Source organism: Serratia sp. YWN4, from assembly GCF_055790845.1.
The window spans coordinates 2339373-2365701 of record NZ_CM147696.1 but is presented as its reverse complement, the minus strand read 5'-3'; the positions used below and the strand labels follow the sequence as shown (position 1 = coordinate 2365701).

The 26329-nt window shown below is 47.1% G+C and carries 22 protein-coding genes, 2 tRNA genes and 1 pseudogene; 13 read left to right on the top strand and 12 right to left on the bottom strand.

The window, feature by feature from the left end; translation table 11 throughout:
* Positions 1-104: 104 nt before the first annotated feature.
* Positions 105-893 (top strand): AraC family transcriptional regulator, encoded by a 789-nt coding sequence (locus ACX9GT_RS11155; protein ID WP_473191122.1) that lies wholly within the window; start codon positions 105-107, stop codon positions 891-893.
* Here ACX9GT_RS11155 and leuA read toward each other — a convergent pair.
* Complete coding sequence (gene leuA / locus ACX9GT_RS11150) at positions 865-2532, bottom strand: 2-isopropylmalate synthase (protein ID WP_473191121.1); 1668 nt, start codon at positions 2530-2532, stop codon at positions 865-867. The two genes, ACX9GT_RS11155 and leuA, sit on opposite strands and share 29 nt — an antisense overlap.
* Positions 2533-2660: 128 nt before the next feature.
* Positions 2661-2900 carry a YceK/YidQ family lipoprotein gene (locus tag ACX9GT_RS11145; RefSeq protein ID WP_473191564.1) on the bottom strand — a complete coding sequence of 80 codons (240 nt, stop codon included), beginning with the start codon at positions 2898-2900 and terminating at the stop codon, positions 2661-2663.
* 279 nt (positions 2901-3179) lie between these two features.
* Between ACX9GT_RS11145 and ACX9GT_RS11140 the strand changes: the two genes are divergently transcribed.
* Both ACX9GT_RS11140 and ACX9GT_RS11135 read left to right on the top strand, forming a co-directional pair.
* Positions 3180-3404, top strand: a complete 225-nt coding sequence (locus tag ACX9GT_RS11140) for a hypothetical protein (protein WP_473191120.1) — start codon at positions 3180-3182, stop codon at positions 3402-3404.
* A gap of 299 nt (positions 3405-3703) precedes the next feature.
* On the top strand, positions 3704-5425 hold the full coding sequence (locus tag ACX9GT_RS11135) for a potassium/proton antiporter (RefSeq protein WP_473191119.1): 1722 nt from the start codon (positions 3704-3706) through the stop codon (positions 5423-5425).
* A 538-nt stretch (positions 5426-5963) separates the two neighbouring features.
* Here the strand turns inward: ACX9GT_RS11135 and ACX9GT_RS11130 are convergent.
* The 3 genes from ACX9GT_RS11130 to ACX9GT_RS11120 all read right to left on the bottom strand — a co-directional run bounded on the left by ACX9GT_RS11130 (position 5964) and on the right by ACX9GT_RS11120 (position 7148).
* On the bottom strand, positions 5964-6095 hold the full coding sequence (locus tag ACX9GT_RS11130; protein WP_004942970.1) for a hypothetical protein: 132 nt from the start codon (positions 6093-6095) through the stop codon (positions 5964-5966).
* 67 nt (positions 6096-6162) lie between these two features.
* Positions 6163-6666 carry a YlaC family protein gene (locus tag ACX9GT_RS11125; protein WP_473191118.1) on the bottom strand — a complete coding sequence of 168 codons (504 nt, stop codon included), beginning with the start codon at positions 6664-6666 and terminating at the stop codon, positions 6163-6165.
* Between the two features lie 182 nt (positions 6667-6848).
* The gene (locus ACX9GT_RS11120) at positions 6849-7148 is read right to left on the bottom strand and encodes a hypothetical protein (RefSeq protein ID WP_473191117.1); all 300 of its coding nucleotides are present in this window, start codon (positions 7146-7148) and stop codon (positions 6849-6851) included.
* A 280-nt stretch (positions 7149-7428) separates the two neighbouring features.
* Here ACX9GT_RS11120 and ACX9GT_RS11115 point away from each other — a divergent pair, with 280 nt between their 5' ends.
* The 4 genes from ACX9GT_RS11115 (at position 7429) to ACX9GT_RS11100 (ending at position 11084) form a co-directional block, all read left to right on the top strand.
* Complete coding sequence (locus ACX9GT_RS11115) at positions 7429-8889, top strand: TrkH family potassium uptake protein (RefSeq protein ID WP_473191116.1); 1461 nt, start codon at positions 7429-7431, stop codon at positions 8887-8889.
* Positions 8890-9341: 452 nt separating this feature from the next.
* A tRNA-Cys gene (locus ACX9GT_RS11110) sits at positions 9342-9415 on the top strand.
* Positions 9416-9425: 10 nt separating this feature from the next.
* Positions 9426-9511, top strand: a tRNA-Leu gene (locus tag ACX9GT_RS11105).
* Between the two features lie 913 nt (positions 9512-10424).
* Positions 10425-11084 carry a JAB domain-containing protein gene (locus ACX9GT_RS11100; protein ID WP_473191115.1) on the top strand — a complete coding sequence of 220 codons (660 nt, stop codon included), beginning with the start codon at positions 10425-10427 and terminating at the stop codon, positions 11082-11084.
* 330 nt (positions 11085-11414) lie between these two features.
* Here the strand turns inward: ACX9GT_RS11100 and ACX9GT_RS11095 are convergent, their stop codons facing one another.
* The 5 genes from ACX9GT_RS11095 to ACX9GT_RS11075 form a co-directional block, all read right to left on the bottom strand.
* Entirely contained in the window at positions 11415-11783 is a 369-nt protein-coding gene (locus tag ACX9GT_RS11095; protein ID WP_473191114.1) for a DUF4288 domain-containing protein, read from the bottom strand.
* A 22-nt stretch (positions 11784-11805) separates the two neighbouring features.
* A complete protein-coding gene (locus ACX9GT_RS11090; protein WP_473191113.1) occupies positions 11806-13968 on the bottom strand; it encodes an RHS repeat-associated core domain-containing protein in 2163 nt (720 codons plus the stop codon).
* A 211-nt stretch (positions 13969-14179) separates the two neighbouring features.
* Positions 14180-14548 carry a hypothetical protein gene (locus ACX9GT_RS11085; RefSeq protein WP_473191112.1) on the bottom strand — a complete coding sequence of 123 codons (369 nt, stop codon included), beginning with the start codon at positions 14546-14548 and terminating at the stop codon, positions 14180-14182.
* Positions 14548-14904, bottom strand: coding sequence for a tlde1 domain-containing protein (locus tag ACX9GT_RS11080; RefSeq protein WP_473191111.1), 357 nt, complete (start codon positions 14902-14904; stop codon positions 14548-14550). The genes ACX9GT_RS11085 and ACX9GT_RS11080 overlap by 1 nt, the downstream gene beginning before the upstream one ends.
* Positions 14905-15053: 149 nt before the next feature.
* Positions 15054-15941 carry an integrase domain-containing protein gene (locus ACX9GT_RS11075; protein ID WP_473191110.1) on the bottom strand — a complete coding sequence of 296 codons (888 nt, stop codon included), beginning with the start codon at positions 15939-15941 and terminating at the stop codon, positions 15054-15056.
* Between the two features lie 985 nt (positions 15942-16926).
* Here ACX9GT_RS11075 and ACX9GT_RS11070 point away from each other — a divergent pair.
* The 4 genes and pseudogenes from ACX9GT_RS11070 to ACX9GT_RS11055 form a co-directional block, all read left to right on the top strand.
* Positions 16927-17100, top strand: a pseudogene (locus ACX9GT_RS11070) (IS5/IS1182 family transposase); the annotation flags it as partial.
* A 510-nt stretch (positions 17101-17610) separates the two neighbouring features.
* Positions 17611-18651: an IS630 family transposase gene (locus ACX9GT_RS11065; protein WP_473189911.1), complete on the top strand. Its 1041-nt coding sequence runs from the start codon at positions 17611-17613 to the stop codon at positions 18649-18651.
* Positions 18596-19624: a DUF262 domain-containing protein gene (locus tag ACX9GT_RS11060; protein WP_473191563.1), complete on the top strand. Its 1029-nt coding sequence runs from the start codon at positions 18596-18598 to the stop codon at positions 19622-19624. Before ACX9GT_RS11065 ends, ACX9GT_RS11060 begins: the two co-directional genes overlap by 56 nt.
* Before the next feature lies 1 nt (position 19625).
* Entirely contained in the window at positions 19626-20246 is a 621-nt protein-coding gene (locus tag ACX9GT_RS11055; protein WP_473191109.1) for an MAE_28990/MAE_18760 family HEPN-like nuclease, read from the top strand.
* Positions 20247-20544: 298 nt separating this feature from the next.
* On the opposite strand, the gene ACX9GT_RS11050 is transcribed toward ACX9GT_RS11055, so the two are convergent.
* Positions 20545-21882 (bottom strand): tyrosine-type recombinase/integrase, encoded by a 1338-nt coding sequence (locus ACX9GT_RS11050; protein ID WP_473191108.1) that lies wholly within the window; start codon positions 21880-21882, stop codon positions 20545-20547.
* Between the two features lie 724 nt (positions 21883-22606).
* Here ACX9GT_RS11050 and ACX9GT_RS11045 point away from each other — a divergent pair.
* Both ACX9GT_RS11045 and ACX9GT_RS11040 read left to right on the top strand, forming a co-directional pair.
* Positions 22607-24916: an nSTAND3 domain-containing NTPase gene (locus ACX9GT_RS11045; protein WP_473191107.1), complete on the top strand. Its 2310-nt coding sequence runs from the start codon at positions 22607-22609 to the stop codon at positions 24914-24916.
* Between the two features lie 55 nt (positions 24917-24971).
* The gene (locus tag ACX9GT_RS11040) at positions 24972-25523 is read left to right on the top strand and encodes a hypothetical protein (RefSeq protein WP_473191106.1); all 552 of its coding nucleotides are present in this window, start codon (positions 24972-24974) and stop codon (positions 25521-25523) included.
* 253 nt (positions 25524-25776) lie between these two features.
* Here the strand turns inward: ACX9GT_RS11040 and ACX9GT_RS11035 are convergent, their stop codons facing one another.
* Positions 25777-26328, bottom strand: a complete 552-nt coding sequence (locus tag ACX9GT_RS11035) for an immunity 42 family protein (protein WP_473191105.1) — start codon at positions 26326-26328, stop codon at positions 25777-25779.
* Between the last annotated feature and the right edge of the window lies 1 nt (position 26329).

Genomic DNA, 26329 nt, shown 5'->3' with positions numbered 1-26329 from the left:
AACCAACGTTCAGTAAATGCGTTTCCCTCGGCCAGCATCTGGTGTCATTGTGCCTGCCATGGCATGCTGCGATGACCGCTTCATGGATGGACACAGGTTCCCCGATGCAATATCTGCCAGAAAATCAGTCTATTATCCCCTTCGCCAAAGATTACCGGCATGGTGACTACGAGCCGGATCACCAGCATAGCTATGCGCAGTTGATCCACAGCCTCAGCGGTGTCGTGCAGGTCAATACCCGAATGGGTAGCTGGGTGGTGCCGCCAAGCCGTGGCGTCTGGCTACCTGCTAACGTGGTGCATAACCTGCGTTTTACCGGCAATGTGGCGGTGAGAACGCTGTTTGTCGATCCGTTGGCGCGTGCCGATTTACCGGTTCTCTGTCAGGTAGTGCAGATCTCCCCATTGCTGCGCGAACTGATCGTCAGCGCGATAGATATTGCTGCCGATTACCGCGCAGGTGGGCGTGAGGAACGCATTATGGAGCTGATCCTTGATGAATTGCGCCTATTGCCGATTCTGCCGCTGAACTTACCAGAACCCCGCGATGGTACGCTGCTGACCTTATGCCGACACATTCAGCAGTCACTGGCACAAACCTGGGAGTTGGAGCTAGCGGCCAAGCAGATCAATATCAGTGGCCGGACGCTATCGCGCCGTTTCCAGCGTGAAACCGGCCTGAGTTTTGCTGATTGGGTGCGGCGGGCGCGTTTGCTCGCGGCGTTAAACGCCCTGGCCGCGGGCAGTTCGGTACTGGAAGTGGCACTGGACCTGGGATATGACAGCCCCAGTGCCTTTAGTTCCATGTTCCGCCGCCTGCTAGGCGTAACGCCCAGCAACTATTTTTCCCAGGCTCAGCCAGTGATTACCTCAAATAGCAGCCAGCAACGTTGAATAATGCCTGCAACGAAGCACTGGCAGAATCAGCGTCGATCCCTACCCCATAGGTGGCTTCGCCATTTTCCACCGTACAACGGAGGTAGGTTACCGCACGGCTGTGGCTCTGATGCCCTAACGTGTGTTCGTGGTAATCGTCTATCGCCAGCACCAGGCCGAAACGCTGGCATAGAGCATCCACCGCGCTGGAAAGTAACCCATTGCCCGCCCCCTGTAACTGCAATTGTTCACCATGCAGGTTAACCAGCGCACTAAAACTGTAGTTATTAGCGCCCTGGCTCTGGGTCTGATAGCTGAGCAACTGTAACGTTGGTTTTTCCACCAAGCCATAGCTGTCGCGGAACAAGCGCCAGATCTGCGCACCGGTCATTTCCTTGCCGCTTTCGTCGGTGGCAAGCTGTACCACTTTGCTAAACGCAATTTGCAACCCACGTGGCAGTACCAACCCGTGATTCTGCTCCAGTAACCAGGCGGCTCCGCTCTTGCCAGACTGGCTGTTAACCCGGATCACCGCTTCGTAATTACAGCCGACATCCGCCGGATCGAGCGGCAGATAAGGCACTTGCCACAGGCCGTCTTTGCGCAGTTGCTGGGCCGCAAAACCTTTTTTAATAGCATCCTGATGCGAACCGGAGAAAGCCGTAAAGATCAACTCACCGGCATACGGATGGCGTGGATGCACAGGCAGTTGATTACATTCTTCAACCACCTCAACCACCTGTTTCAAGCGGCTGAAATCCAGCTTGGGAGCGATCCCTTGGGTGTACAGATTCAGTGCCAGCGTCACCAGATCCACATTGCCGGTTCGTTCCCCGTTGCCAAACAGGCAGCCTTCAACCCGATCGGCCCCGGCCAGCATTGCCAGTTCAGCACAGGCCACTCCGGTGCCACGATCGTTATGCGGATGCACGCTGATACACACCTGTGAACGCTGGCTGAAATGGCGGCAGAACCACTCGATTTGATCGGCGTAGATATTTGGCGTGCTCATTTCCACCGTGGCAGGCAGATTGATAATCATTGGCCGTTGCGAACAAGGCTGCCAAACGTCAGCCACCGCTTCGCAAATCTCCAGCGCAAACTCCGGTTCGGTAGCGCTGAAAGTTTCCGGTGAATATTCGAAGGTCCAGGCGGTTTCTGTTTGTTGTTCACACCATTGACGAATACGCCGTGCGCCATTGACCGCCAATGCCACGGTGGCCGCTTTATCCTGCTTGAACACAATGTCACGGAACATTGGCGCGGTGGCGTTGTACAGGTGCACTATCGCACGCGGCGCGCCGTGCAGAGCTTCAAAAGTGCGATCGATCAGTTCGTCTCGCGCCTGAGTTAACACTTGGATTGTCACGTCATTGGGGATCAGCCGTTGCTCAATCAGGCTGCGGACAAAATCAAAATCGGTCTGTGATGCCGAAGGAAAAGCCACTTCGATCTCTTTGAAGCCACATTCCAGCAGTAACTGATAAAACTGATGCTTGCGGGTATTGTCCATGGGATCGGCCAGGGCCTGATTGCCGTCGCGCAGATCGCTGGAACACCAACGGGGAGCCGATTGCTGGGTGCGGCCAGGCCATTGGCGGCCCGGTAAATCTATCGTCGGAAATGGACGATACTTGGTTGCAGGATGGGTTAACATCAGGATTCTCCTCAAGAAATAGGGCTGTACCCTGCCATTATTTCCTGCCAGAGCACGTCTTGCTCCCGCTTAACGGACAATCATCGTCGCAAAACAGACAATATATCTGCCCTAACTATCCACCACGCTTATTCATAAGGCCCATGCCTGGCGTCAAACGGCAGCATAAAAGTATCCACCACCATCGACAGCGGTACATCAATCACCGTGACATAGCGCCAAGACGTGTCGCGTAAATCCCACTGTACCCCTGGATAGTATTGGTGCCCATGGCCAGCTCCGGGTACGGTGCGGCTGATGATGCTGCCACAACCGGATAATGCCGCGATGCTGCTGGTTAACAGCACCAAACGTGCTAACAATTTGATATGTAACAACGTGATTCTTCACCTTGATTGTTCAGGGAATAAGCAATGCTAGCGTGGATTTTAACATGGTTTTTTCTGAAACAAAGTAAGAGGTTTGAACCTGCCATTCAGCGCTGGCCACAGAGGTTGATACAAAGTTATGCTGGAGCATATCGCATTGAGTTGTTATAACTACAGGGCATAAGTAAAAATCCACGTCCCTACCTTAGGGTAGCGATTGGGCTGATAGACCCAAGGGGATGCGTTACGCCCCTTCCGCCACAACAGAGAGGATTTTTAATGACTGATAAAGACACCACGGCCACCGCAGCAGTACCGGAAAACGCGACCCTGCTGAAAATTCTGGGCAGGTTGCTCTCAGCTCTGGATGCCTCCATCAGTGGTAAAGAACGCAGCGTATTGGTGGCTGAACTGGCTAATCTCAATCTCGATGGGATCTCAGAAGCAGAGAGGAAACTGGCAGCTGAGTTGATCAAACGTGCCTTACAATCACTCGATCATTAAAATCCACCGGCAAACCATTAAATCTCCGTCGGGGTTTAATGGTTTTTCACCGCTAAGCCTTGTCCACCGCCAGAGTTTATTATCATCCCTATCTATCAATCAGCTGATTAATAGAGATAAAAGACAGAAATAGCCCCCTTTCACCTCGATTTTCTGTAAATCTCTCTCGAGATAGCAATAATAGCTCAATTCTTTTGGTAATCAGCCTTGGCGTTTTACCAGAAAAACAGGCTATTATTATGCAGAGCTGATGCTCTGATGCACTCTTCCTTTCATTCTGCCCACAGGAGATCGCTATTTTGGATGCCAGCACGATCAACAACTTGTTCATCATCGGTGCCGTGTTGGTGGGAGCAAGTATTTTCCTCAGTTCTTTCTCCTCAAAATTAGGCATTCCAATTCTGGTGATCTTCCTGGCAATCGGCATGCTGGCAGGTGTCGATGGCCCAGGGGGGATCGTTTTTGACAACTATCCTGCCGCCTATCTGGTCAGTAACCTGGCCCTTGCCGTGATCCTGCTTGATGGTGGCATGCGCACCCGCGTCAGTTCATTCCGTGTCGCCTTGTGGCCAGCATTATCCCTGGCCACCTTCGGCGTGGTGATCACCGCCGGGTTGACCGGGATGGCAGCCGCCTGGCTGTTTAACCTTGATCTGATTCAGGGATTGCTGATTGGTGCCATCATTGGTTCCACCGATGCGGCAGCCGTGTTCTCACTGCTGGGTGGCAAAGGGCTGAACGAACGTGTCAGCGCCACGCTGGAAATTGAATCCGGCAGCAACGATCCCATGGCCATGTTTTTGACCGTTACGCTGATCGCCATGATTGCCGCAGGGGAAACCTCCCTGAGCTGGATGTTCCTGGTTCACCTGTTGCAACAGTTCGGTGTGGGGATTGTTTTAGGTCTCGGCGGCGGTTGGCTGTTGCTGACGCTGATCAACCATATCAAGCTGGCAGAAGGACTCTATCCTCTGCTGGCAGTCAGCGGCGGTATTCTGATCTTCGCGCTCACCACTGCGCTGGACGGCAGCGGCATTCTGGCCGTTTATATGTGTGGCCTAATGCTGGGCAACCGCCCCATCCGCAACCGCCACGGTATCGTGCAAACCTTCGACGGGCTGGCTTGGCTCAGCCAGATCGGTATGTTCCTGGTTCTGGGGCTGTTGCTTAATCCACACGACCTGTTACCGATCGCCATCCCGGCCCTGCTGCTTTCGCTGTGGATGATCCTGTTTGCACGGCCGCTCTCGGTATTTCTCGGTTTGCTGCCGTTTCGCAACTTTACCTTGCGCGAACGGGTGTTTATCTCCTGGGTCGGGTTACGTGGCGCAGTACCGGTGATCCTCGCCGTTTTCCCGATGATGGCAGGGTTACCGAATGCAAGTCTGTTCTTCAATGTCGCTTTCTTCGTGGTGCTGGTTTCGCTGCTGCTGCAAGGCACCACGCTCTCTTTCGCGGCCAGAAAAGCCAAAGTGGTAGTGCCACCGGCACCGACGCCGATTTCCCGCGTGGGATTGGATGTTCATCCAGACAACCAGTGGGAGCAGTTTATTTATCAGCTGACATCAGAAAACTGGTGCGTTGGCGCAGTGCTGCGTGAACTCAAAATGCCACCAGGCACCCATATTGCTGCCCTGTTCCGTGGCAAAGAGCTATTACACCCGAGCGGCAGTACCCGTTTGCTTGATGGTGATATTTTGTGTGTTATCGGCCATGAGCACGATCTCCCCATGCTCGGTAGATTGTTCAGTCAAGCCCCTCCTGTCACACGCGATGAGCGTTTTTTCGGCGATTTCATTCTGCAATCCGATGCACGCCTGAGTGATATTTCACAGCTCTATGGCCTAAATATGCAGGAAGGTATTGATAGCCAGCAGACGCTCGGCCAATTTGTTACTGAGTTGATTGGCGGTGAAGCCGTTCTGGGTGACCAGGTGGAGTGGGATGGCCTAACCTGGACCATCGCAGAGATGGAAGCGAATAAAATCAGCAAGATCGGTGTCAAGATCGTTACCGATTAAGCCCAATCAGTCACTACCGCAACGCTAATCACAATACTCCGGGAACTTATCCTTCCCGGAAAACTCCTAATGATAGTCATTATCAAGAACCAGATACTCCGCCTGCCGCAATACCTGAGTCAACCGCACAAGATCAGGCTGTAACCTTGTGCTGTGATGGCTCGGAGTCTCGCCAATTGGGTTCATAACATGCTGATTAGGTAAGATAACGTGACACAACAAGAAAAAGAGAAAGACATTCTGGGAAAGATTTTACTCACGGTTTCAGCACTGTGCGCCGCCGCCGTAGCGGGGCTACTGCTATGGGGATTTATGCTGGATTGATCCGATGAGTTCCTGCTGGAACGTGATAACAATTTTGTTACAATGTAACTACACCATCAGATACCGGTTGAGCGTATGCTTAATCTGCATTGATAAAAACAATAAGTCGCCCTCATACTCAAGTGTTATGCCCGTCTAAACCACGGGCTTTTTTTTAAGTCTTACTCACCAGGCGTAAAAAAACCGCCGCAGCGGTTTTTTATTGGAGTCACGATCAGATTTTGCAACCTTCGCAGTCCGCTTCATCCTCAAGGATTTCTGGAACCTCTTTGGCCTTTTGAGCCGCTTTCTCTTCAGCTTTCGCTAATTCGGCATCAATATCAAAATCGAAAATGTCATCACTCATCGTAATTCCTCAAACTAACCTGTTTCAAATGGCGATTATAATCGACATCCGCACAGGCGCAAACCCTTCAGTTCAGCGCGGCCAGCGTTGCCGATGGGCTACCTGGCTTCTTTGAATACGCCAGATCGTAAACATCGTAAAAATCGATCTCACCCTTGTTGGCGATGATTTCCTGCATCCGCGCTTTTAACGCCATGCTGATAGAAGGCTCGTTAAGCAATTCCTGTACGGCCTGCGGTGACAATGCGCGGGTAAAATACCATTCACCGTTGTAGCAGACGCGTAAATCCAACACGCCAATATCTTCAAAACGGTAAACCGGTTTAATCTCAAGCAACAGCATGGCAAACATGAAAAGCACAAAAGCCGTAAAACCAAAGAACGCCAATAGCCCCATGTAAGGCACCGGATACATCACAGCAACCACGGCCAAATAGCCTGCGAACATGGCCAGACACAGATAGCGATGGTTGCGTGCAAACTCACTGTTGAATCGCGGTTTGCCATCACGCCCCTCTTGCTGGTTAATCTGCTCGATTTCTTTCACCAAGATGTTTTTGATCGTATCCATCGTAATAACCTTTGCATAAATGCATCATTACTATTCCCAAAGAACTTGGAGTTGCTGCCCGCAACGCTGCGGCTTCAAGCAATAAGGGGATATCACCAATATCTGTTCACGCTAACACAAGTACAGTTTAGCAAGGTAGATCAGTTACGATACTATCCACCCTAAACTGTTATATCTCGGACTCACCGCGATTGTGATACTTTCCCTTGGGCAACCATAAACATGCGTTGAGCAACATCATCAGCCTGCTTGATTTTACGCTTCTTCGGTTCATCACAACGCTGCGCGGCGCGCACGTAGGCAATTTCATGGGCCTGATCGATCATCGCAATAATCTTGTCGCGTGTAGATTTATCCAGATTACCCAGGATGGTAGTGATAATGGCTTGATAGGCATTTGAGGCGGCGGTCAGTGACTGTTCTCTGGCCTCCAATGCTGCAACACGTTGCAACAACGCCTGAAGCAGTTCGGACTCAGACATATGAACCTCCTGTTGCCCAGCAGCACATCTGCCTGTTTACAGTTTAGCAAAAGATAGAGCCCAGTAACTTGAAGGATGATGAGCAGGCTCATTAATCAAGAATGACTAATTCCCCTTGTCTATAATTACCCGCGATGAGCAATTAATTCAACACATCAATAAAAGTATCAATTTACATTCGATATTAAAATCTTACGCGTTTTACGCCAATTGCTTTATTCTTTAAGATGATGATTCACCAAAGGTGTCCGATTGCCGCTGACGTAATCTGCATAAAACCATGGTCAATAAAAAACAAACGTTAGTCGTTATCAATCTTTGCAGTTTTTTGGTTCTGCTTTATAGCCTTTCGATGCTCCCTCCGATGCTAATGGCTCTTATTTACAAAGAAAGTAGTCTGTTTTCATTTTTCTACACCTTGATTATCGCCAGTTTGCTGGGTGGTGCCTGTTGGCAGGCCTCGCGTCAAAAGAAAGTGCAACTGCGTACTCAAGATGGTTTTTTGATCATCGTACTCTTTTGGATATTCTTCTCCCTTATCAGTGCTCTGCCGTTATGGCTGGATGACGCCCTGAATATCAGCCTGACAGACGCCATATTCGAAGGCGTATCTGGTATCACCACAACGGGAGCCTCGGTACTGAATGATATTAGCGATGTCCCAAAATCCATTCTCTATTACCGCGCTCAACTTAACTTTATCGGTGGTTTGGGCGTCATTGTGCTGGCGGTGGCGATACTGCCATTACTGGGCATTGGTGGCACCAAACTGTATCAATCCGAAATGCCAGGCCCATTTAAAGAAGAACGCCTGACCCCGCGCTTGGCCGATACGGCCAAAAGTCTGTGGTCAACCTATATGCTGCTTGGGTTGCTTTGCGTTCTGGCGTTCCGTCTGGCTGGCATGCCGTGGTTTGACGCTTTATGCCATGCCCTTTCGACGGTTTCGTTAGGCGGATTTTCTACCCGTAACGAAAGCCTGGGTTTTTATGACAGCGCCGCCGTCGAAATGGTTGGCGGTCTTTTCTCAATACTCGCGGCCGTCAACTTTACGCTTTATTTTGTCGCCGCTCAGCGCCGCAGCCTACAACCCTTATACAAAAACCCTGAATTACGCTTCTTTCTGTTGGCGCTTGCCATTGTGATGGCGTTGGTATGCCTACAACTCTTCAGTTCAACGATGTACGGCGTCAAAGATGCTTTTGTCCATGGATTCCTGCTCACCAGTTCAATGATGACCGATAACGGATTGGCAACCGCAGATTACGCTAAACTGCCATCTCACACGGTGATCATACTGCTCGCGTCCAGCTTCTTTGGCGGCTGTGTAGGTTCTACCTGCGGCGGGATCAAAGCGCTACGTTTCCTGATCATGTACAAACAGAGTCGGCGTGAAATCCACCAGATGTTGCACCCTAATGCGGTTTATACCATCAAGGTAGGAAATACGCCCATTCAGGATCGGGTCTTACGCTCAGTGTGGAGTTTTTTCTTTCTCTATATCTTTTTCAGCTGTTTCTTTATTTGGGCGTTAAACCTGATGGGTTACGACCTGATGACTTCTTTCGCCACTGTCGCAGCCTGTATTAACAATATGGGCTTAGGGTTTGGCGAAACCGCAGTTGGCTTTGGAACCTTAAGTTCACCGGCCAAATGGCTGATGTGTGCCGCAATGCTGTTTGGCAGACTGGAGATTTACCCCATTCTTATCCTGTGCTCGCGCACGTTCTGGCGCTCCTAATCTGGAAGGCTAGGTATATCGTTCTAACTCTATCTCGCCGAGCATAAGCACCTGTATAACCTCTTTACTGAAGGATAACTCATATCATTCAAGGTGATATGGCAATGTTTTTGAGCGTTCATCCCAAAGAAAACAGCCTATACAGAAAGTGATTATTGATGATTTTCTGTATAGGATTTCGTTAAAAATTAACTTCCAATACACTGAATTGATTAGATTATGTTCAGATAAGGTAAGTTTTGAGCAAACAACAAGAGCACTCGGTGGATTAAGCAATTTTTTGTTGCCAACCTTTTTTAATTAGTACATAATCCCGCACATCGAAAGCACATGTAGTTAAGAAAATTTAGTGTTTTCAGAGGCATAAAGCATAGATTTGAATATTTATGCCATCAAAATTCAATAAGGCTGGTGCATCACGAGTCTTAGCCTGAAAAGGCAAACAGAATTAAGGCGCGTTAACAAAGCGGTTATGTAGCGGATTGCAAATCCGTCTAGTCCGGTTCGACTCCGGAACGCGCCTCCAAATTCCCCGAGCCCGGGTGGTGAAATCGGTAGACACAAGGGATTTAAAATCCCTCGGCTTATGGCTGTGCGGGTTCAAGTCCCGCCCCGGGTACCATTACGAAATCAATAGACGTCAACAGGCGTCTATTTTTTTGTTTAAAATCTACGAGTTACTCGCTTTTCCCTCCATCATCAACTCTTTGCAAATCAACCGATATCAAGATCTGAGTATGTAGGTTGTTTCTCTACTTAATGGCGATTCATCGCAAACACGTCGGAAGATGCCGCCTTATTTGTTAAGGCCGCATTGGCTTGCATGATTCTGCATTTTCGACTTGAAAGTTGCTCGATAGCACCGGATTTCGATGGGGAGCATGAGGCGAAAAAAAAGACCAAATAATGAAATTTAGTCTTTTTTCAAGAAGCTATAGAGATTAATAATACTCTACAGAGTAAGAATTTGGAGCGGGAAACGAGGCCCGACCAAATCTCTTCAACTCGCTGAAATCCGAACAGTTTTTCCTCTCTGTTCCGAGTCACTGGACTTATTTTAGACTTGTTTTGCTGTGTCTACAAGTTGGTTCGTAAATGGGCTGTTTTATTGCGGTTTGAGGCGGATTGTATAGCAGGGAAATTTTTACTGCCAGCAGGGTAAAAAAGGAACAGGGAGGCATCTTTGCCTCCCTGTTGAGGGTGTCTGCTCTGGTTCAGGGCAGATGCGTCATTGTGGTTTGATGGCCTAGTCTGTGCAGGGCTTGGTGTTTTTTGGTTCCCGGTGTTGGTTCAGGTTCACGATAGCGGGATGTAAACGGTTTGTGAAATGGGTTGTGCCGATCAGTTTCCGGTTATTGATCGGTGCGACCGATCAGATTTTGTGCTGGTACAGGGTGCCTGCTATGCGGTGCTCCAGTGTATGCGCAGGTTCTGACTAGCTGGCCCCCTTCCCTGCCCGAATCCGCGCTTACAATCGATAAGGGGCGATGCTATATTGGCAGGCACTTGTTTTGACTGATGGTTGTCTTTTATTCATGGAAATCCGACTTGGTAAGAATGATAAGCGCACGATTGAAGGGACGAATGATGTCTACGGCATCATGCAGCGTATCCTGTTGCGTGAGAATAAGATCGATCAGGAGAAGGAGCATTTCTGGATTATCGGGATGAATGAGGCCGGGTATATCCTCTATATTGAACTGGTGGCGCTGGGTACGTTCCGCGCTGTCAATATTGAGCCGATGAATGTCTATCGAATTGCGGTGATGAAGAATGCTTCGCGGGTGATTGCGGTGCATAACCATCCTTCCGGCAGTTTGAAACCTTCTGAGGCTGATCTGGATACGACGGATTGTCTGATTCAGGTGGGGCGGATTTTAAATATTGAGTTTGTTGATCATCTGATTATTACGCCGGTTGTGTATATGAGTTTCCGGGCGGAAGGGTTTATGGATAAGCTGGAGGCCAGTCTTAAGTATGTGCCGACTTATCAGATTATTGAAAAGATCAGGAAGGAAGAGAAGGCGATTGCGAGAGATGCAATAAAAACAGCCAAAGATGCGGAAAAAGCGGCTAAAGAACAAGCTAAAACGCTTGCCACTGCTTTGCTTGATAAAGGGGTCGATTTAGAATCCATCGCCAAAATTCTGGATATCTCCCCTAAAGCGGCTGAAAGAATCATTAGCAAAAAATAATAATTTGGAATATTCAGGATGGCAAGCAATGCTATCTTAATAACATCCACCTGAGGGATTACCAATTGACCTCATGGAGAAAATTTTAGTAAATTGATTGCATACAAAATACGCTATGATGAAGACTTTCATTAACACACCCTGCTGTTAGTAATACCTTCATTTTGACTTAGTGGTCTTGCAGAGTCGGCAAGCCCGTTTCTGGCTGTTGCAGACTGCCAGATTAAATTTAGCCGCACCTTATTGGAAAGCACTATAAGATTGAGCAGTGACTAACCCAAGAGAGCTTATTTAACCAAAAACCGATAACATATCTCTAAATATCTGCTATCAGTCTATAATTTTCAGAGTTACTTCTTCCCCATTTACATATTTTTTTATGTCGTCGTAACTATTAAATTCAATTTCATTATAAGTTATTTCAGCTTTATCTCCAGGGACACATTGTTTCCCATATGGATTTGATATTTCAATTATTTTTCTAATGCCTTCATATATCCATTGAGCAGGCTTATCATCCCAAAAGAATGTCCCATCACTATCGCCCTGATGATTAAGCCCAAGTTCTTCCGCTTTTTTTTCAAGCTCTTCAGGAGTATCTCCTGTGATCAGATATACATTTTCCCAGGCAGGGAAATTTTTTTGACTTTCATCTTTTAACCTGACTGTCATTAATACATGTGCGGCATACCACTTCATATAACAGGCTCCAGCATTAATCTCAGTAATGGTTCTTTCTTTTATTAATATTTCTACAATGCATAAATTTTTGTGCTTCTATTATATCTGAAATTTTTTTCTGATTTGTTTCACATCCAAGCATCTCTTCTAATTCATCACAAGGATCTCTACCACTTCCCTGAGCATTAACTTTTGCAAGTTCTGTGGCCCAATTGCGCCCAGATTCTTTTCCTTTCCTTGCCTCAACCGGATCAGGAGCAGTCATCGGCCCCCCATTATTCTCCGTTTCACCAGGAATAATAATTGGTGGGATGGGAATAGGAACGGGCTTGGGTGCTGTGATGATCCCTGCTTCAATGCATACTGCAGCATTCGCAGGATTTGCGCAGGCTGCTATGGATTGTAACCCCTGAGGATCGACATAGCTTAGTGGGTTCCCCCCCACATAGGCATAGGTATTCATCCCGCCTCTGAGCCCAATGGGGTCAGACTGGATATACCTGCCTGTCCGTGAGTTGTAATCCCGAAAGTAGTTGTAGAAGAGGTCGGTTTCCGCGTCGTAATACTGTCCGGGGAATCGGAGGTTGAATTCAAATTCGCCGAGGTTTTCCGGGTTGGTGTTCGGCGGGGTGTCGCCGAACGGGCCATAGCCCCATGTCCATCTTGTTCTGTTCTGGGTGTCGCTGACTCTTCTGGATGCCCCAAGGTGATCGGTTTCGATAGCGTAGAGTTGGCTGGTTGCGCCGTTGTAGACTTTCATTGCAACCGGAATGCTTTCAAGCCAGACGTATTCAGCTATCGGTTCTGCTGTGGTGGCGTTGTATTCGCCGATCAGCCGCCCGTCGGTGTCGTAGTTGAAGTAGCGTGCGGTGCTGGCGTTGCGTTTGTAGTAGCGCTGCCCTAATCCGTTGTGTTCGTATTGAATGCCACCCGGTTCGACTCTCTGGAGGCGGCCTGTGCCGTCATAGGTGTATTGAAACTGTCCGTCGCTGGTGAGGTTGCCTGCGGCATCGTAGGCGAGTTGCTGGACGTCAATGTGGGTGAGGCGGTTGGTTTGTGGGGCGTAGGTATACGGGGTGTAGATGCCGTTTGTGGTTTGTCCGGTACGGTTGCCATTGGTGTCGTAGGTGTAGGTGAGTGTGGTGCTGGGGGTGGTGTAGGCGGTGAGTCGTCCGGCTGCGTCATAATCGTGGGTGCGGGTGGCTCTTTTGTCTTTGAGGGTGGTGATCCGCCCTGCGCCGTCGTGGATGAGTTCGACGGTGTCATTGCCCAGGGTGTAGGCAACGGTTTGTCCGGCGGTGTCGGTGGCGCGGATGCTGTCAATGCCGTTGGCGAGGGTCCAGGCGCTGGGAGGGCCAAAGGGTTCGTATTCGATGTTGGCGGCAACGGGGATGCCATCCAGTTTGATGTCTGTGAGCTGACCCGTATTGTCGTAGGTGTACTGGAGTCTCGCGCCGGAGGGATAAATGAGTGCGGTTATCTGGCCGGTGGTGGGTTTCTGTTCCCATTCGGTAATGAAGGTTTTGACGATCCGGTTGGCATCAAGGGTGACGCGCTGGCGCTGGATTTTGCCATCCAGAAAGTAGTCGTAGAGGGTGTTGCTGCGCCCCCAGAAGGGGGCTTCGATCCGGTAGGTGCTGATCTGGGCCAGTCGGCGAATTGCATAGGTGACGCTGTCAGCATTATTTAACGGTTTGTCCCATCCGTAGCGGATTTCGTTGTGGGTCGTGCCATTGGGACGACGCCAGGTTTCTTGTGCCAGACGCCCGATGACATCATAGGTGTATTCTGTTTTGTAGTTACGCGGATCGAGCCGCTGGATGAGTTCTCCTCCATCGTTGTAGGTGTAGGTGGTGGTGCCGCGATCCGGGCTGGTTTCGGTGAGTACCTGATCGAATCCGTTATAGGTGTAGGTGGTGGTGGCACCATTGGGGGCGGTGACGCTGATCGGGTTGCCCCGCAGGTCACGAATGATTTGGGTGGCACCGTTTGCGCCGTCGGTCTGGGTGGTGAGGTTGCCCAGACGGTCCCACTGGTAGCGCTCTGACTGGTTCAGGCCGTTGATCTGGCGGGTAACCTGCCCTTCGGCGTCGTATTCAATGGTGATGGTGACGGGGGGATTGGCGGGTATCTGGGCGTGTGCGATGTTGTAGAAAGCGGTGAATATGCACAGAAAGGTCAGGAAAGGTGTTTTGTGGGTCATTATTTATCGGTGGGCTGTTATTGCTGGCAAGCGAGGGTAGGCAGAAAAGGCTTATGTATTTTCGTTAATTCGATGGCATTTAAAAGGATATATCTTATTAGGTCAACGCTTCCGGTTATCTGAGCGCTCAGTATGACAGGCAGCAATATTCATATTGATTATGAACTGCTGTTTTTCCTGTTTCCCAAGCGCTCAGAATGGTTCCGGTTTATTACATTCCCATATCCAGATAGGACGGTTCTGTCAGGGAGCATTCTTCCGCTGAAATAATGGAAGAGGCAATAATAGTCATGGAAGGCTTTTTATTGCCTGCAAACGGGATCTGGATTTTTATTGTTTGTGTATAGAGCGGCCCCCATTCGCCCAGCGTAAGCGGTTTTGACTGTTCTTTTAAGGCTGTTCTTTCCAGCAGTAAAGCGGTTGCGTGTTGTGGGTCAAGGTCTTTGTTTTTTTGAACAAGCTGCTGAATAACTTTTTGGGCAGCCCATGATTCAACGGTAGCACAGTAATCCAGTGCTTTTGAGGTGGCGGCGCTGATGCCGGGTATCGCTAACAGGATAAGGATAAGCAGTTTTTTCATTATTCGACCACCAGTTCACGATCAATGGAGCTGATGATTTCACGCCGTGCATTGGGGCCAACGATGATGCAACCTTCTGAGGCGTTGCCCGGATCGCGCACGCTGTCTCCGTGGATTCTGAACGCATCTCTGCCATACATGTGATTCCCGCCGGAGGGTTCCAGTATGATGGTCATTGGCCCTTTTGAATTGGTATTGCCTCCTATGGTGTATCGTCCGCGTGGTATCGGCCCCTGCCCCCGTACTGATTCCGATGCCGGGTTGTTTTTATGCAGTCCTTTACCGCTGTAGCCACGCGCAACCAGTGTTCCATTATGGTACAGCTCACCGGAGTATTGATGATAAACCCATGCCATGTTGTTATGTCCTTATTTTGATTAAGTTCCAGTCAAGAATAGAATAGTGTTTTCATGTGGCAGGGTTGTAATGCTTCCGGCTGTTTTTGCACGAAATGTGATCGGTATCGCATGAGTTTGAAATACGGTTACCGAATTTCTTGAAGGGGTTACGCCAATTTGTTTATGCCCCCGTAGACCTGCTTTACATACCGCCCTCTTCCGTCACCATGGCCCAGATCCATCGATGTTAAGGCTAAGGCTTCTTTTTCGGTGTAGCCCTGTTGTGTGTAGTGGTGAATGGCTTCCTGCGCCCAGGCATAGCGGAGGCTGTGCGGTGAATGTTTTCCTTTCAGCCCTATTCTGCCTGTCTGGTTGCGCCAGTAGGTCATGGCCTGTTTGAGGTCGGGTTTGTCAATCAAGCGGTCATTTCTTTGTTTGGCGATGTGCAAAGCATGGGTTACGGCCTGCTGTACCCTTTCCCGGTCAATGATATGGGTGTCTCTCGGTTTACCGGTTTTGGTGCCAAAGACGACGGTTAGCTGTTGTTTGCCCTGTTTAAGGGCTTTGTGCCAGGTTTGCAGGGATTGAACACTTTGAACGGCTTCTTCACCTCTTAAGCCCATCACACGAGCGAGCCGAATCGCTGCCGCCAGCCCTTGATCTTTTGCTTCTGCGGTCTGCATGACCTGCTGGTAGTGTTCGGGTGTAATGGCGGTGCGGGTGCCGTCACGGCTGGTGTCGTGAATATTGAGGGTTTGATTGCTGAGTTGGGGGGATTCAACAAGTTTGTATCTGCCTGCCTGTTTGAGTACGCCCCGAATGGCGGACATTTCGTTTTGCAGGGTGCGTTTGTCGATGCCCTGCGCCAGTCTATTCTGGATGTAGTGCTGGATGTGCCGGGTTTTAAGGTGGTCGATGTGTTTGATCTGGATGTTGTGCTGCCGGAGTTCGGTGTACAGGCGTTCGATGATGATGATGCGGTCATGGACGGTTTTATGGCTACCGCCTGCCTGTCGAGCAAGGTGTTTTAGGGCTGTACGCAATTTGGTGTTCATGCTCTGGTTCCTCTGCTGTTCCTGTACTGCAATTTCCGGGCGCGTGGTTTGTGGAAAGCAAGACAGCCGCTTTCCGTGAGCGATACCTGTGCACCCGGTGGGATGCGGTTTAGGTGTGGTGGGGTTCGGTGATGCACGCTGTGCAGCCGCCTGCTTTCGCAGGTATTCCCCCGGGTCGTGTGACCCGCCATCGGTATCGGTCGGTTTTCTCCTGTAAAAGGTGGGATAAAGGGTGCGTCAGATTCTCAAAAGGCTGTGAAAGCGGTGTTCTGTCAGGTCTGGCGCGGTGGTGGTGAGCGGCGTCACTTTCTCGCTTTGCGCGTTGAAAGTGACGCCGCGTTGCCGTTGCGGCAGTTGATAGGGTGTGCGCTGTCGGGGCGCGTTGAGCTGGGGCAGGCGTGTGCCTGTGAGTGCAGGGGTTGCCGCAGGCTGGCTGCGACAGGTGAAGTCATGCTAGCCGTCAGGCCATCGTGAACAAGTCGCGAGACCTTGCCGCTTGATGCAGCGATGTAACGTTTTGAGTATGGGTGGTGCGATGACAAATTTTCTGCCTGTGATGACAGAACGCAAGAACGGTGACAACTGTCGCAGATAAATTTCGCGATGAGAGTCAGCCAACAGGCTGTAAGGATAAATAAGCCTTCTCGCTTACGCGCTGCCGCAGAGTTGAAGGCGTTTGCGGCAAGGAGGTTCCATTCAGAGAGAAACTCTGAACGCGCACGTTACAGGAACCGGTGCGCATGGGTGTGTGCTCTACGAGCACGATAAGCCACTTGATTATAGGGCGTTCAAAAACAGTTGCAAGGAGGTTCCAGAACCGTGTTTCTTGGTGGAATGCTATGGACATAAATATTTTTTAGTTGTGCTGATTTTTGCTTAATCTAGCACTCCTGCTACTCTTCACTCGATCGAATTTAACAGGCTGTTGTGTGCCAGAAACAGACATTGCTAAATCTGCTCTTTATTAAACATTAGGATACAGGTCAATTACAATCGCCACCCGATAGCGGAAACGGCGATGTACAGAGTAAAACCGTTGTTTGGTTGCTCTCTGACGCTGCGTGACTACGATGGCCAAGTCGCAGAGGCTCTGGCCATGGTGCGCGCACTGAACAAAATGACAAAGGCAGGCATGCCTGAAAGCGTGCGTATTGCCTGAAAACCTGGCCTGCTACAGAGACGCTCGTCCGGAGTTTAATTTATTCAACAATGCCAATTTCTATCCCCATTTGATGAAATTGAAATCATAGGGATAGCTAAAATAATTTCGAAATGTAAACACAAGACACTTTCTTTTAATAGTTTTTCAGAGTATGTTAAATCGACCCACTTCTGAAATTAAAGCTGTAAGAGTAAAGAAAAGTAAGGGAGGGAGGGAGGGAGGGAGACCATCGTTAAGAAACCCTTGGATAGAAATGAATATTAGCAGTTCTAAATACTTTAAGATGGAAAAGGAAAAAAGCATGAATGACGTAGAAGCTCAGATAAAAGAATTAAAAAAAGAAGTTGATTTTGACACAAGAGACTTCACGATAGAAATTATCGTACAGAAATACAATAAACGTCTAAATACCTGCGCCTAATAGTAGATCACTGAAGGGAACTCAATCCGGTTTGAGCGATCTGATCAATCGCCAAACATCACAAACCCTCACAACCGGACTGAGCAATGCCGATCATAGCACCCATCCCCCGACATGAACGACGCCAGATGCAAAAAATCATCCAGAAAACACCAGATAAAAATCATGCCAGACGCCTTATCGCCATGTTGATGTTACACCGTGGCGAAACGTCTACTTACGTGGCCAAAACCTTGTGTGCCGCCCGTTCCTCTGTCGGGCGATGGGTCAATTTGTTCACATTATGCGGCTATGAAGGATTGAAAAGTCTCTCACCTGGACGTCCCATAAAATGGCCTACTGAGGCAATGTTGAAGATGCTTGATTTGCTCATTCAGCGTTCTCCTCAGGACTTTGGTTATCTGCGCTCTCGGTGGAGCACTGAGATGTTAACGATTGAAATTAATAAGTTATTTAACTCGACGTTACACCCTGGCTCACTTCGTCGCTGGTTGCCAAGGGTTGGGATTGTGTGGCGCAGAGCGGCCCCGACATTACATATCAAAGATCCTGATAAAGAGGAGAAACTGGCAGCTATCGATACCGCATTGAAAAATAACAGTCCTGAACATCCTGTCTTTTACGAAGACGAGGTGGATATCGACTTAAACCCTAAAATAGGTGCAGACTGGCAGAAAAAGGGTCAACAGAAACGCATCCCGACACCGGGTAAGAATGAAAAACATTATCTCGCGGGAGCCCTTCATGCAGGAACCGGTAGAGTTGATTATGTCAGTGGAACACACAAAAACTCAGGCTTATTCATTAGTTTGTTGCGCAAGCTGAAAAGCACCTACCGAAGTGCCAAAACTGTTACGCTGATTGTCGATAATTACATCATTCACAAGAGTAAAGAAACCTTGGGCTGGTTGAAGAACAACCCGAAGTTTATTGTTATTTATCAGCCTGTTTACTCACCATGGGTAAACAGGATAGAGCTCTTGTGGTTGGCATTACATGAAACAGTGACACGTAATCACCGTTGCCGGACGATGTGGCAACTGCTGAAAAACGTGGGCCAGTTTATGAAAGCTGCTTCACCATTCCCAGGCAATAAACCTGGCTTGGCAAAAGTGGAGCGGTATTAGGCGCAGTTATTTAGATGAAGGTGAGAACGAGATTTTTGTTCCTGACTATCAAAGGGATTTTGTATGGGATGAAGAACGCCAATCAAAAATGATTGAATCTATAATTCTCGGACTGCCCATTCCGTCTATTTTTGTTGCTGAAGATGTAAGCGGTAGACTTGAAATAGTTGATGGTTCTCAAAGAATAAGAACGTTGAGTGCCTTTGTTAATGAAGAGTTAATACTTTCCGAACTGGGCAAAGTAACATCATTAAATGGCAAGAGGTTTGGTGATCTAGATGAGTCAAGGAAAAGGAAATTTAATAATACAGCTATTAGTATGATTGTTCTATCCGAAGATACTACCCCTGACATGAGGAACGATCTTTTCGAAAGGATTAATAAAGGCAGTGATATCCTTAGAGGGATGGAGGTTAGGAAAGGTATTTACACAGGGGAATTTACTGACTTTATTTATAAGGAATGCTCTGTGAATAGTAAGTTTAGATCGCTAGTCCACCTAGCTAGTTCTGTAAAAAATAGACAGGAATATGAAGAGCTTATACTGAGATTCTTTGCAATTGGTGAAAGATATCCTAAGTTCTATCCTTTTTCTAGAAATGTAGGCACTGCGCTAGATGATTACATAAAAGATAAAAACACTTCATTTACGCCAGAAGAAAAAGAAATAATGTCTTGTTCATTTAATAGAATGGTTGATTTTGTTAATAATAACTTTCTTTTTGGATTTTCAAAAGATAATGGAACGGATACATCTAGGATATTTTTCGAGGCTATATCTGTTGGTGTTCATCTAGCTTTGGAAGAAAACCCAAAAATAATAATCAAAGAGAAAATAGATGCAAGGCATTTATTGAGAGATCCGGCTTTCAAAAACTTCACCATGGGGAAATATAAAACGCACTCAAATGAATCATTGAAAGGAAGGATCGATTTTATTAAAAATAAAGTCTTGAGTATGGGTTCTTTATAAAATGAGCAGTGTCATTAAAAATGATTTTTTATCTAGGTGCTCTGACATTAGGTGTCTGCATGAACATTTAATTAGTGTTAGTAACTGTAATGGGACGGTTAAAATATCTTCAATTATAAAGTCATCAATTTTTATGGCTTTATATAATAACGTTGAAGCTACGTTCTACTCTTTATTTGAGCGGATACATAGTGAAGCAAGTAAAATCCCACTCCCTCTGCTAGATGTAAAACTGACAACTATATTTAAAAATTTTTATTTTGATGATAAAAATGCATCTGATGATATTTGTCACGAGCTTAAATTTCCAACTCTGAAAGTTTACATCAAGAAGAAAAAGATATTTTCTGGTAATCTTGATGTAAGAAGAGCAATGGCTTTGTTTAAAGTCTATGGAATAGAATTTGATCCTAGTTTCAGTAAAAAAGAGTCAACAAGCCTAGTGATTATTAAGAATAAAAGAAATGCCATTGCACATGGTGAGCTTTCTTTTCCTGATGCTGGGAAATCTTTCAGCTATCAGAGAATCCTAGACCTGATAAATGATTCTGAAGGTATCTTATCTGATTTCATAGATCAGGCCGAATCATATCTTATCAGGTTAAACAGTAAGGTTCATTGAGACTAAACAATCTATATCAGATAACAGCCCTCTCTGGCAGAGGGCTGTTTTTTTCAGTTGAACTGTTCCCGTTGATTAACACAGGGTAGTGTTATTGATTGGCTCTGGGCGATAACAATCGCGAACTTCCGCTGTTCGCTCTTAGCCGACTGTCAGATTCTGCTACAGAGGTTAGCTAAGTTGTCCTTTCCTAGCTTTATAAGAGCAGATATCAAACAAAAACTGCGGCTTATCAGGCTGTCAGCCCGGCAGTGCCGTTCTGACAGCCACTTTCAAGTATGTTTCTTTCTATGCAGCGTCAAGGGTGCGCTACGCCGGTCTGACGTCCGCCCTTGACACTGCGCTGTAACAGTTCTTCTGTCATTGGCTGGTTTTGGGGTTCGGTTGCCTGTTCCCGCCATTCATCCAGCCGATCCGCCCATTCCTGCATCATTTGTCTTCTTTGTTCAACGTATTCCGCATGGTTGTAGGCCGCTCTGACCTGATCTTTGTCACTGTGGGAGAGTTGGGCTTCGATCCATTCTTTTGGGTAGCCGAGTTCGTTTAGCGCGGTTGAGAGGGTGGCGCGGATGCCGTGACCTGTTAAACGGTCTTTGTAGCCCATTCTGCGTAACCCTGAATTAAGGGTGTTTTCACTAATAGGCTGGGTGGGGTCGGTACGGTGGCAGAAGAGGTAGCGCTGGGAGGTGAAGCGCATGCTGAGTATTTCCTGGATGACGGCTACAGCTTGTCTTGAAAGCGGGACGATATAAGGGGGTATTTCTGTGCTGCTGGTGCGTACTCGCTTCTGGAGTTGTTTGACGGTTTCAGCGGGGATTTTCCACAGGGCATGCTTGAGGTCGAGGTGTTCAGGCAGAGCGTAGCGCAGTTCGCCCGTTCGGACGCCTGTCAATAGCAGAAGTTTAAGGCCGAGTTGGGTCTGGCGGGAACCTTGGTAGTGGTGGAGGTGGTGAAGAAACGGGGGAAGTTCTTCAATCCGTAGAAAGGGGTTATGGAGGGTGGGCCGTTGCGGTAGCGCGATGATGTCAAGGTCGGCGGCGGGGTTGGTGTCTATATACCCTTCTGCGATAGCGTGGCGGAAGAGTTCGTTGAGCCAGCTTCTGACTTTTTCAGCGATGGAGAGGGCACCACGTTTTTCAATTTTGCGCTGAACGGCAAGAACATGCTGGCGGCTGATGGTGTTAAGGGGAAGGTCACCAAGAATCGGAAGCATATCCAAACGCAAATAGCGCTCTATCTGGATGGCGGTACTCTGGCGGCGGTCGGCGGCACCCAATTTTTTAAGTTTAAAGGTTTTCCAGTGCTGGGCATAATCAGCAAAGCGGATGCTGTCAGCAATCGGGGTTTCTATGGGGCTATCTTTGTGTTGCTTGCGAGGTTTGCGCCAGCGGGGATCAATGCCGTTCATAAGCTGGTCGTGGGCCTGCTGGCGTAATGATCTGGCTTTTTTGAGGTCTATGGTCGGATAGGTGCCAAAGGAGATGCGTTTCTGGCGGCCCTGCCAGTAGAAGCGGAAGAGCCAGCTTTTGGTACCGTTGGGGTTGATGTTGAGATACAGCCCTCCTCCGTCTTTGAGGGTGTAGGGTTTGCGGGTGGTTCTGGCACGGCGGACGGCTAGGTCGGTCAGGTGGGCCATTGCGGGTTCCTCATTGTTTGTTCCGGTTGTAGGTCGTGGTGACGAGGAACAGGAAACAGACAGCCATGAGCAAAAAGCCCGTGCAGCCTGCTGATGAGGAAAAGAGTCCGATGGACTTATTGTGTCCTTGCGATGGACTTGTCAGTGGACTTATTTGTACTGGATTTGAGTACTTTCCAGTGCTGCTGGATGGAACTCACTGATCAAGTTTACGCTTTTATTTCAGTGAGTTATGGCGCTTAAAAGCGTCCACTGGAAGGAGAAATGGAGCGGGAAACGGACTCCACACTCGGGGTGCAACTTATTGATATTCAACGATTTTTAACGAAATCGGCTATCAATATGGACTGCATTATGTACTAATAATCTTTCCTTAGCAACCCCCTCCTCTCGACAAAGTACTCGCCAGTCAGCTAAGTGCGTATTTTCCGTTCATAAAGATGATTTACTGAGCATCTTTAAACCGTTCGCTAATCTGTTACAGGCAGTGCTCCCCCAAGAAAAACATTGCTACATTATGCCTGTGAGAAGGTCAAGGTGGCCTTGATACTCGTGTATCCGATACGCAAATCCACTTTTCGTGGCTATTTTTGATAGTGAAAAGTATGCGGATGGCACTCTTATCACATAATTGATACATGGTACACTTAGCACCATACACCAGCGCTTATGTGAGCTACGACATAAGTTCGCCTGACAAAACATAAAAATGGATTTTTATCCTATGGCGCACTACGATTTCAAATCTCTCTCGCATCAAGATTTCGAAGAGCTAACGCGAGACTTACTCCAAGCCGAATGGAATATCTCTATTGAAGCGTTCAAAACCGGACGCGATCAGGGCATTGATCTTCGTTACTCCCAAGCAAATTCCAATACCTGGATCATTCAGTGTAAACATTATGCCTCATCATCTTTTAGTCGTTTATTGGCTGATCTTAAACGCAAAGAACTAGCGAAAGTACAACGCCTACAACCAGATCGATACTTTTTGGTTACTTCTTTAGGCTTGACGCCCCCCAATAAGGATAAGATCGTGGAAGCGATGAATCCTTTTATACAGTCGGCCTCTGATGTATTTGGCGCTGATGACCTAAATGGGCTGTTGTCACGACATAGCGCCGTCGAGAAAACCAATTTCAAACTGTGGCTGACAAATACAGAGGTGCTTGAACGCATCCTTCATAATGCTGAGGAATGTCAAACTCAGTTTGAGGTCGCTAGAATCAGAAAGAAACTCCCAATCATTGTACAAAGTCAAGCATATACTCGGGCAAGACAAATTCTTGATGACGAACGTATCGTTATCATCTCGGGAGAACCTGGGATTGGGAAAACAACACTTGCTGAAATGTTGCTTTTTGCTCATTTAGACTATGGGTACAATCCGGTGATAATTCAGACCGACCTTTCTGAAGGTAAAAAACTATTTCACTCCGAGCGGAAACAAATTTTTTACTATGATGACTTTCTTGGCCAAACTTTTCTCGGTGACCATCGTACATACACCGGGCGCAATCACGATGCCGCCCTGCTTGCTTTCATTGAGATGATTCGTAATACCCCTAATAGCCGATTTGTTCTTACGACTCGAGAGCATATTCTACAACAAGCAGTGCAGATCTCTGAACGCTTCCGGTACAACATGGCTAGCGCCTATAAATGTATTCTCGAGCTTGAAGACTATTCTTTTGGGCAGCGAGCCAGAATTCTCTACAACCATCTTTACTTTAGTGACCTACCCCAAAATTACAAAAAAGCCATTTTGAAAGATGACTTTTTCCTTAACATAATTAAGCATAGTCACTTCAACCCCCGATTAATCGAATGGCTTTCCTCACTGAAGCGACTTAACTCACCTCCAGCTGAAAAATATGCAAGTCGCATTCTCATCCTTCTGGAATCTCCCGAGTATATTTGGGATCATGCTTTCAAATCACAAATTTCGGATTCTGCACGCGACCTTTTATTAACTCTTTATTCGCTCGGGGAGCAGTGTGAGATTGATAACCTTGAATATTCTTTTGAAGTTATTCACGAAGGTGCATGTAAGCGCTATAACCGCCAACGCAATGTTGATGATTTCAAGGCTGCATTGAAAGAACTTGACGGGGGTTTTCTGCGCTACTCGAAAGGCAATGTGAGCTTTTTAAACCCATCAATTCGAGATTTCACCGCTAGTGTTTTATGTAACACGCCATCATTGGCGCTAGATTTAATAAATAACGCTACTCAATTCAAACAATTAAGCAATCTGTGGAAACTATCTTTGGAACCTAATGGCTCAAGGCTTAAAACCTGTTGGGGACAAGATAGTACGATACTTTGCCTAAATGCAGCACGCCTTGTGAATATTAAGCCGACTCGTTGGATAACCACACCTAAAGGTCCAATAGGTTATTCCGTCGATATAGATAAAGAGTTGCAGCTTGGCTGGATAGTAAAGTGGGCTGAAGAATTCAAAGATAAAGCATATGTGGGACTCGCACATTCATACGCCCTTACACTGTTTCTACACTGGAATTCAAACAACGTCGAGTTTAGAACAACAATCAACATACTCAACACAATGAAAGAATCTTCATGGTTCATGGGGCATGGTGGCATAGATATCTATCGTCTCGTTCTAGATGGGCTTCTTTCACACATTGATCATGCTTGGGCAGCAGACTGGAACCATATATTGGAATTACCTGAATTGGCACTTAATTGGACCAAAGTAGATGAACAGCTATTGAAGAAAGGCCTTAGCTCTTATCAACGAAACGGTCTCGACAGTGAACGTGATTCATGTAGTGACGTTTACGACATGAATCAACTTAAAGATGCGTTAAAAGAACTTGATGCTAAGTACCAAATCGGGTTTACCTCCACAATCCTGTCACTTGAAGCGCAGATAGTAGAGATGGAAGAACAAGAGGAACAACAAAGCGATAATGAAGGTAGCGGTTTTTTCCACACTTTAGCATCGGCCTCAATTGAGGCCACGACGGATGACGATGTACGCGAAATGTTTCAGACACTGTACCACTAGGTGTAACTGTATTTTTTGTGCTGGCTTTCAGAAAAATACAGAGGATTGTAATAAGATGGTTAAATCTTTCTGTGTTCCATTTCATTCATCAGGACAAAATGTTATGTGCGGCCACAGAGTCTTAACAATTAATGAAATAAAAGAAGAAGCGTTTAAGTTTCGGAAACTGCTTGAAAATTGTGATAAATCAAAAACCAATCTTGTAATAGACCACTTTCCAGTTATGAGTTGTAAACTTTCTTCGATGCTTCTTTCCTATCATTTTCTTAAATTATGGCCAGACATTGAGTTAAAAGGTGTTATAGCTGCTACTGGAAAAAATAATGAAATAACTCACTATTGGCTAGAAATAGGTGAAATTGCAATTGATATAACTGGAGACCAATACAACATTATTGATGCCGTAGAGCTAAACCAAGAAATTGTACAAAGTAGGCCATTCGATTCTGTACATGTTTCGCATCAGAGAAACAGCCACCTCTACAAATTATTTAAAGTTAAAGCAAAAGAGCATCTTGTATACGGCTTTCCTACAATTGGAGAGGATTTTATAGAAGACATGGAGTGTGATTATAATCAACTCTTGAGCCAAACAAAATCCACGTAAAAAGCAAAGGCAGTATCGCCCTACGGGTTTAACGCGCTGTGGCCGTTAACTGCTGCGGTCACCACATTCGCTCAAAAAACACTCATGTATTTACCTTGGGGATTATCCCTTCAGCGGAAGCCGCAAGGTCGGCAACCGCTTTGAGGGTTATTACTGAGAAGTTGCGACTGATGCGCTACATCCGGCTCGCCATCAGCGGTGGCTCCTCATTCCAATATCTTTCCACTCATAGCTCACATCAAACCAAGCAAGATTAACTCATTGATGAGCAATAATTTTTAACCTGACTAACAATGGCAATCAACTCATTTTTATTAATGATTGCTTCCTTCACCTGAATATCTCGTTTATCTTCCCAGACATAATCGCCCATGTTATTTTCAACAAGCTCACTGAGTTTAGCGCCTAAAATTCGCACATCTTGTCCATTTGATACGGCAAAGACATAACAGCTATCTTCTTCTAAATTCGGCGTAGAAGCTTGATATAAATAGGAGGAAACGAAACTCTCATCAACATCCGCCTCTGGATCGGCTAAATCAGGTAGCATCAACCTCAGCATAGAAAGGAAAGCTTCCTTTTTATCCATGCTAAAGAGTTCATTTTCTACTGGCAATGATATCAATGCATTATCATCCGACAAATAAAAGAGGTCACCTCCTAAACTTGCTACTTTAGCCCTTGGGGGATACAGTCCCCCATCGATACAAAAATGAAACAATCCGTTTTCATAACTATTTTCAGCACTCCAAATGGGCATTTTCTCGATTAAAATTCCAAAATTGTTAGGGTCACCGAAAACCATG

What these genes read in the sequence shown, in the direction of transcription:
- ACX9GT_RS11155 (WP_473191122.1), top strand. Translation starts at nt 105, where the DNA reads ATGCAATATCTGCCAGAAAATCAGTCTATTATCCCCTTCGCCAAAGAT.
- leuA (WP_473191121.1), bottom strand. Translation starts at nt 2,532, where the DNA reads ATGTTAACCCATCCTGCAACCAAGTATCGTCCATTTCCGACGATAGAT.
- ACX9GT_RS11140 (WP_473191120.1), top strand. Translation starts at nt 3,180, where the DNA reads ATGACTGATAAAGACACCACGGCCACCGCAGCAGTACCGGAAAACGCG.
- ACX9GT_RS11130 (WP_004942970.1), bottom strand. Translation starts at nt 6,095, where the DNA reads ATGAGTGATGACATTTTCGATTTTGATATTGATGCCGAATTAGCGAAA.
- ACX9GT_RS11125 (WP_473191118.1), bottom strand. Translation starts at nt 6,666, where the DNA reads ATGGATACGATCAAAAACATCTTGGTGAAAGAAATCGAGCAGATTAAC.
- ACX9GT_RS11120 (WP_473191117.1), bottom strand. Translation starts at nt 7,148, where the DNA reads ATGTCTGAGTCCGAACTGCTTCAGGCGTTGTTGCAACGTGTTGCAGCA.
- ACX9GT_RS11115 (WP_473191116.1), top strand. Translation starts at nt 7,429, where the DNA reads ATGGTCAATAAAAAACAAACGTTAGTCGTTATCAATCTTTGCAGTTTT.
- ACX9GT_RS11100 (WP_473191115.1), top strand. Translation starts at nt 10,425, where the DNA reads ATGGAAATCCGACTTGGTAAGAATGATAAGCGCACGATTGAAGGGACG.
- ACX9GT_RS11095 (WP_473191114.1), bottom strand. Translation starts at nt 11,783, where the DNA reads ATGAAGTGGTATGCCGCACATGTATTAATGACAGTCAGGTTAAAAGAT.
- ACX9GT_RS11090 (WP_473191113.1), bottom strand. Translation starts at nt 13,968, where the DNA reads ATGACCCACAAAACACCTTTCCTGACCTTTCTGTGCATATTCACCGCT.
- ACX9GT_RS11085 (WP_473191112.1), bottom strand. Translation starts at nt 14,548, where the DNA reads ATGAAAAAACTGCTTATCCTTATCCTGTTAGCGATACCCGGCATCAGC.
- ACX9GT_RS11080 (WP_473191111.1), bottom strand. Translation starts at nt 14,904, where the DNA reads ATGGCATGGGTTTATCATCAATACTCCGGTGAGCTGTACCATAATGGA.
- ACX9GT_RS11075 (WP_473191110.1), bottom strand. Translation starts at nt 15,941, where the DNA reads ATGAACACCAAATTGCGTACAGCCCTAAAACACCTTGCTCGACAGGCA.
- ACX9GT_RS11065 (WP_473189911.1), top strand. Translation starts at nt 17,611, where the DNA reads ATGCCGATCATAGCACCCATCCCCCGACATGAACGACGCCAGATGCAA.
- ACX9GT_RS11055 (WP_473191109.1), top strand. Translation starts at nt 19,626, where the DNA reads ATGAGCAGTGTCATTAAAAATGATTTTTTATCTAGGTGCTCTGACATT.
- ACX9GT_RS11050 (WP_473191108.1), bottom strand. Translation starts at nt 21,882, where the DNA reads ATGGCCCACCTGACCGACCTAGCCGTCCGCCGTGCCAGAACCACCCGC.
- ACX9GT_RS11045 (WP_473191107.1), top strand. Translation starts at nt 22,607, where the DNA reads ATGGCGCACTACGATTTCAAATCTCTCTCGCATCAAGATTTCGAAGAG.
- ACX9GT_RS11040 (WP_473191106.1), top strand. Translation starts at nt 24,972, where the DNA reads ATGGTTAAATCTTTCTGTGTTCCATTTCATTCATCAGGACAAAATGTT.
- ACX9GT_RS11035 (WP_473191105.1), bottom strand. Translation starts at nt 26,328, where the DNA reads ATGGTTTTCGGTGACCCTAACAATTTTGGAATTTTAATCGAGAAAATG.